3 protein-coding genes are annotated in these 4,293 nt (G+C 62.6%); all 3 read left to right on the forward strand.

The window, feature by feature from the left end; all coding sequences use genetic code 11:
* Window positions 1-101: 101 nt before the first annotated feature.
* Window positions 102-991, forward strand: a protein-coding gene (locus AB0J67_RS39480; protein WP_363490676.1) for an IS5 family transposase whose coding sequence is annotated in 2 segments (ribosomal slippage) — window positions 102-318 and window positions 318-991 — 891 coding nt in all. Because the reading frame shifts where the segments join, the coding sequence is not laid out codon by codon here.
* 215 nt (window positions 992-1,206) lie between these two features.
* Window positions 1,207-2,826 carry a S8 family serine peptidase gene (locus AB0J67_RS39485; protein ID WP_363490678.1) on the forward strand — a complete coding sequence of 540 codons (1,620 nt, stop codon included), beginning with the start codon at window positions 1,207-1,209 and terminating at the stop codon, window positions 2,824-2,826.
* Between the two features lie 946 nt (window positions 2,827-3,772).
* Window positions 3,773-4,123, forward strand: coding sequence for an Lsr2 family protein (locus AB0J67_RS39490; protein ID WP_363490680.1), 351 nt, complete (start codon window positions 3,773-3,775; stop codon window positions 4,121-4,123).
* Window positions 4,124-4,293 lie beyond the last annotated feature (170 nt).

Below are 4,293 nucleotides of genomic sequence, written 5' to 3' on the forward strand. Positions count from 1 at the left end.
CCGGGCCAGCAGCATGCCCGTCACCAGCAGGAACCGACAGGCGTAATCACGTATCCGAATGCGCGACAAGATCTACTACTCGTGAAAGACCGAGGCTAGCGGTGACGAGGCGGCACGATCTCACCGACGCGCAGTGGGCGGTCCTGGAGCCGTTACTGCCTATAGGCGTGCGGGTGGGTCGGCCGTCGGCATGGACGAAACGGCAGCTCATCGACGGCATCCGGTGGCGGGTACGGGTAGGTGCGCCATGGCGCGACGTACCTGACTGCTACGGATCCTGGCCGGCGGTGTACGGGCTGTTCCGGCGGTGGCACGGGCCGGAGTCTGGCTCGGGATCGTGTCCGCGTTGCAGGCCAGGGCCGATGCGGCCGGGTTGATCGGCTGGGACGTCAGCGTCGATTCCACGACCGCGCGGGCTCATCAGCACGCCGCCGGCGCCCGACGCGACGGCGATGCGCAGCTCGAGCCGCCCGTCGGCGAACCGGCCGATCACGCGTTGGGCCGCTCTCGTGGCGGCTACTCCACCAAGCTGCATCTGGCCTGCGAACAGGCACAGAAGCCGCTGGCGATGCTGGTCACCGCCGAACAGGCCGGCGACAGCCCACAGTTCGCAGCCGTGCTGGCCGCCATCCGCGTCCCGCGGCAGGGACCCGGCCGGCCCCGTACGAGACCGGACCGGGTCCTGGCCGACAAGGCCTACAGCAGCCGCGCCAACCGCGACCTGCTGCGCCGACGCGGGATCAAAGCCACCATCCCAACTCCGGCCGACCAGGCCGGGCACCGCCGTCGACGCGGCCAGGCCGGTGGCCGACCACCGACGTTCGACCCGGTCGTCCACCCGCAGCGTCACGCCGTCGAATGCGGCATCAACCGGCTCAAACGCCACCGGGCCATGGCCACCCGGTACGACAAGCTCGCCGTCCGCTACCTGGCCACGATCCACATCACCGCGATCAACGAATGGCTACACGCACTTCGATACACGACCTAGCCCCGAACAGACCTGGATCGGGCTGCCTACGCCATCGGCGCCTCCTGAGCCCCCGGCCAGGGACCTGCCGTCAATCTCGGCCCGCCACCAAGCTCGAAGAGCTGTTGGACACTCCGAACCGACACGCGGAAATTGCCGTATAGCTAGTTGGATTTAGGGACGCACGAAAGGCAGCGAAATTGACGAAAAAGCTACAGGCGTCGAGAATCGCAGTCATGGCGATTCTCCCCATGATGGGAGCATTTCTGTTTCCTGGTACCACTCTGGCCGTAGGTTCAGAGTTGCCGGCGCAGATCCGCAACGACGCCGAGATTGTCGAAGATAGCTATATAGTGGTGCTCAAACGACCGACATCCGATAGCCAGGATCTCAGATCCATGGTCGATAGCCTAGCGAGCCGCTATGGCGGAGAGCTTGGGCGAACATACAGCCACGCGTTGCGCGGATTTTCGGTTAGGCTGTCCGAGGGAAATGCCAAGTCGCTAGCAACTGATCCGGAAGTTGCCTACGTCCAGGAAAACAGAAGGATCAGCGTCGCTGGCGAGCCGGAGACGGATGTGGTTCAACTGGACCCACCGTGGGGCCTTGATCGCATCGACCAACGGACGGCCAGCATAAACGGCCGGTACAACTATATCACCGGGTACAGTGGATCGGGAGTTCGAGCCTACGTGATTGACACGGGTATCCGAGTCAGTCATAGCGAGTTCGGCGGCCGCGCTACCGCCCCGCGGGATTTCATTGATAATGACTTCAACGGCAACGACTGCCATGGACACGGAACTCATGTAGCCGGAACCATTGCCGGTACGACGTATGGAGTCGCCAAGGGCGCCTCGGTCGTCGGTGTTCGCGTGTTGAACTGCGCCGGCGAGGGAACGCTCGAGACCGTGCTTGCCGGAATCGATTGGGTTACCGAAAACGCAATTCGACCTGCTGTTGTCAACATGAGTCTCGGCGGTTCGGCAAATCAGGCACTTGATGACGCAGTCCGCGGCGGAATCACTGCAGGGCTGCCATTCGTTGTTGCGGCGGGAAACAGCGGAACAAATGCCAACAATTTCTCACCGGCGCGCCTGCCTGAGGCTATCACGGTCGCAGCCAGCGATGCAGATAATCATCGTGCTTCATTCTCAAACTACGGCGCCGCTATTGATATCAATGCGCCTGGCGTAGCTGTGAAATCGGCCTGGATTGCAAGCAACGCCGACACGCGCACTTTAAACGGGACTTCGATGGCTGCACCGCATGTAACTGGCGTCGTTGCTCGTTTGCTAACGACCCATCCGACTGCTTCTCCTGCCGCCATCGTGAATGCTCTCGCACACAATTCGCACAAGTATGCTATCTCGGAACCTGACGTGCCATACGACCCGCAGCCACCAATTCCCACGAGTACGGATCCCGTGGTTCAGACGACCGGACATTTCCTTCACGCTTCGTGGCAGGCGCAGCCACTTTCAGGGTGCATTCTGTCCGGAGTCAACGGCAATAACCACAGCATTCCAGACGGTGGATCTGGAACTATGTCACCCGTAAGCGTGACAGGGTGCAGCGGTGTCGGCTACGTCCAGCCCCTTCGGGTTACATACTCGGTGATTCACTCTCGGCCGGACGATGTGCGTATTGACCTGGTCGCCCCCGACGGCACCCGCTACAGGCTGCGCGACGAAGGAACGCCTGCACCCGTCCCCGATTTCTCCACCAATGCCATCACCGGAGCCTTAAGCGTCAATGTAAATGAAACCGCCCGCAACGGAACCTGGAGGCTTGACGTCCAGGATCGCTTTCCGGACAACTTCGGGTATCTGGATACGTGGAGTATCAGCTTCTGAACGTTGAATCGCGACTCCTGATCGTTGCGCATTGATTGACGGCAGCTGAGCTTTCTTCACTCCCAGTGGAAATGACAGATGCGGCCATCGCGGTGATGTTCGAGTAGGGTTCTTCCCGCTTATTCGGAGGCCGCGATGGCCGCTAGCAGCAGTATCACCCCGCCCTGTCGGGGACCAGGTTTCGCTTCCGCAACGAGGTCCGCGACAGCCTGACCGGGTGGCCAGGCCTTTCTTGAACCTTCGCGGGCAGTTGCCCTGTCAGATCAGCTCGCTCGCGCATTTGACGCTGGCGGCGGCGATGCGCGGGCATGGCACCGCCTTAGCGGCTGGCGGCGGCGGTTTCGACAGCGACCCGGTGGTCCTCGCAGATGACCGGCCGCCGGTTGGCGTCGTGACCTCGCCATCCACGCCATGGCCCGCTGCGAGACGAGTGCTCGCCCGGGGCGACTTAGGACTACCCCCATCACTGCATCGCGGCAAGCCCATTGTGGGCCGGTTGGCACTGCCCCGGCTGGTTGGCTTGCAGCACGCGTGCGACCCGTGAAGCGCCCCAACGCACGCCGTGCCACTGCATGTCGGCGACAATGCCAACGCGGTCGCTCAAATCCGCGCTGAGGACGCGCCTGCACACGCACGGGCCAACACCGTTGGTAGCGTGTGGCAGGACCCAGTGCAACTGGCGTCGACCTGCGGATACCAACGCGTGGTCCGGATCAAGAGCGTCCACCGCGCTCCGCCTGCCGGAGGCAAAGCGCGCAGCCCGATCAATTGACAGGAGTATTCAGCTATTGTCAGACCGGCGTGAAGTGGTGGCCCGTGGCCCGAATTGGGTGGGGCGGATTGAGCGTCTGTCCACGAGTGTTCTATCCTGGCGGCGATCAACGGTATGCAACTCGTGACGCCCAGACCGACGAAGGATCTGGGCACGGCTAGAACGGATGACCGAATGGCAAGGCGCGAGATCGTGACACTGGAAGATGACCTCGACGGCTCCGAGGGCGATGTTCGTACAGTAAAGTTTGGCTTCGAAGGCGTTTCTTACGAGATCGATCTCGGGCCCGCGAACCACGACAAGCTAGCGCTGGCGCTCGCGCCGTTCGTAGCGGCAGCGCGCAAGGAGAACGGCCGACGCGGCGCTTCCTCGTCCGTGAAGCCTAAAGAACTCAGTGCGGCCGAGCAGCGTGCCTTCAACCAGCGAGTGCGCGAATGGGCCAAGGCCCAGGGCCAAGAGGTCAACGACCGGGGCCGGGTAGCAGCAAAGATAGTCGAAGCGTACAAGGCGGCCGGGCTCCACTGAGTCGGTGAGTCGTCGGCCGTTGGCAACTGAAGGCCCGTCGGTTCAGACGTTCGTTGTCCATGGCACCGCGTCCAGTGTCCTTACGATCTTGTGCGCAATAGCTGACGGTGGCGGTTGCTGGTCCGATCGCAGATCCTTTTTGGATGCCGCGTCGATGGGCTCGTCGTGTC

The sequence above is a fragment of the Catellatospora sp. NPDC049609 genome (genome assembly GCF_040675365.1).
GTDB lineage: Bacteria > Actinomycetota > Actinomycetes > Mycobacteriales > Micromonosporaceae > Catellatospora.

Excerpts from the sequence above, each read along its gene's own strand:
- AB0J67_RS39490 (WP_363490680.1), top strand. The coding sequence starts at position 3,773 with ATGGCAAGGCGCGAGATCGTGACACTGGAAGATGACCTCGACGGCTCC.
- AB0J67_RS39485 (WP_363490678.1), top strand. The coding sequence starts at position 1,207 with ATGGCGATTCTCCCCATGATGGGAGCATTTCTGTTTCCTGGTACCACT.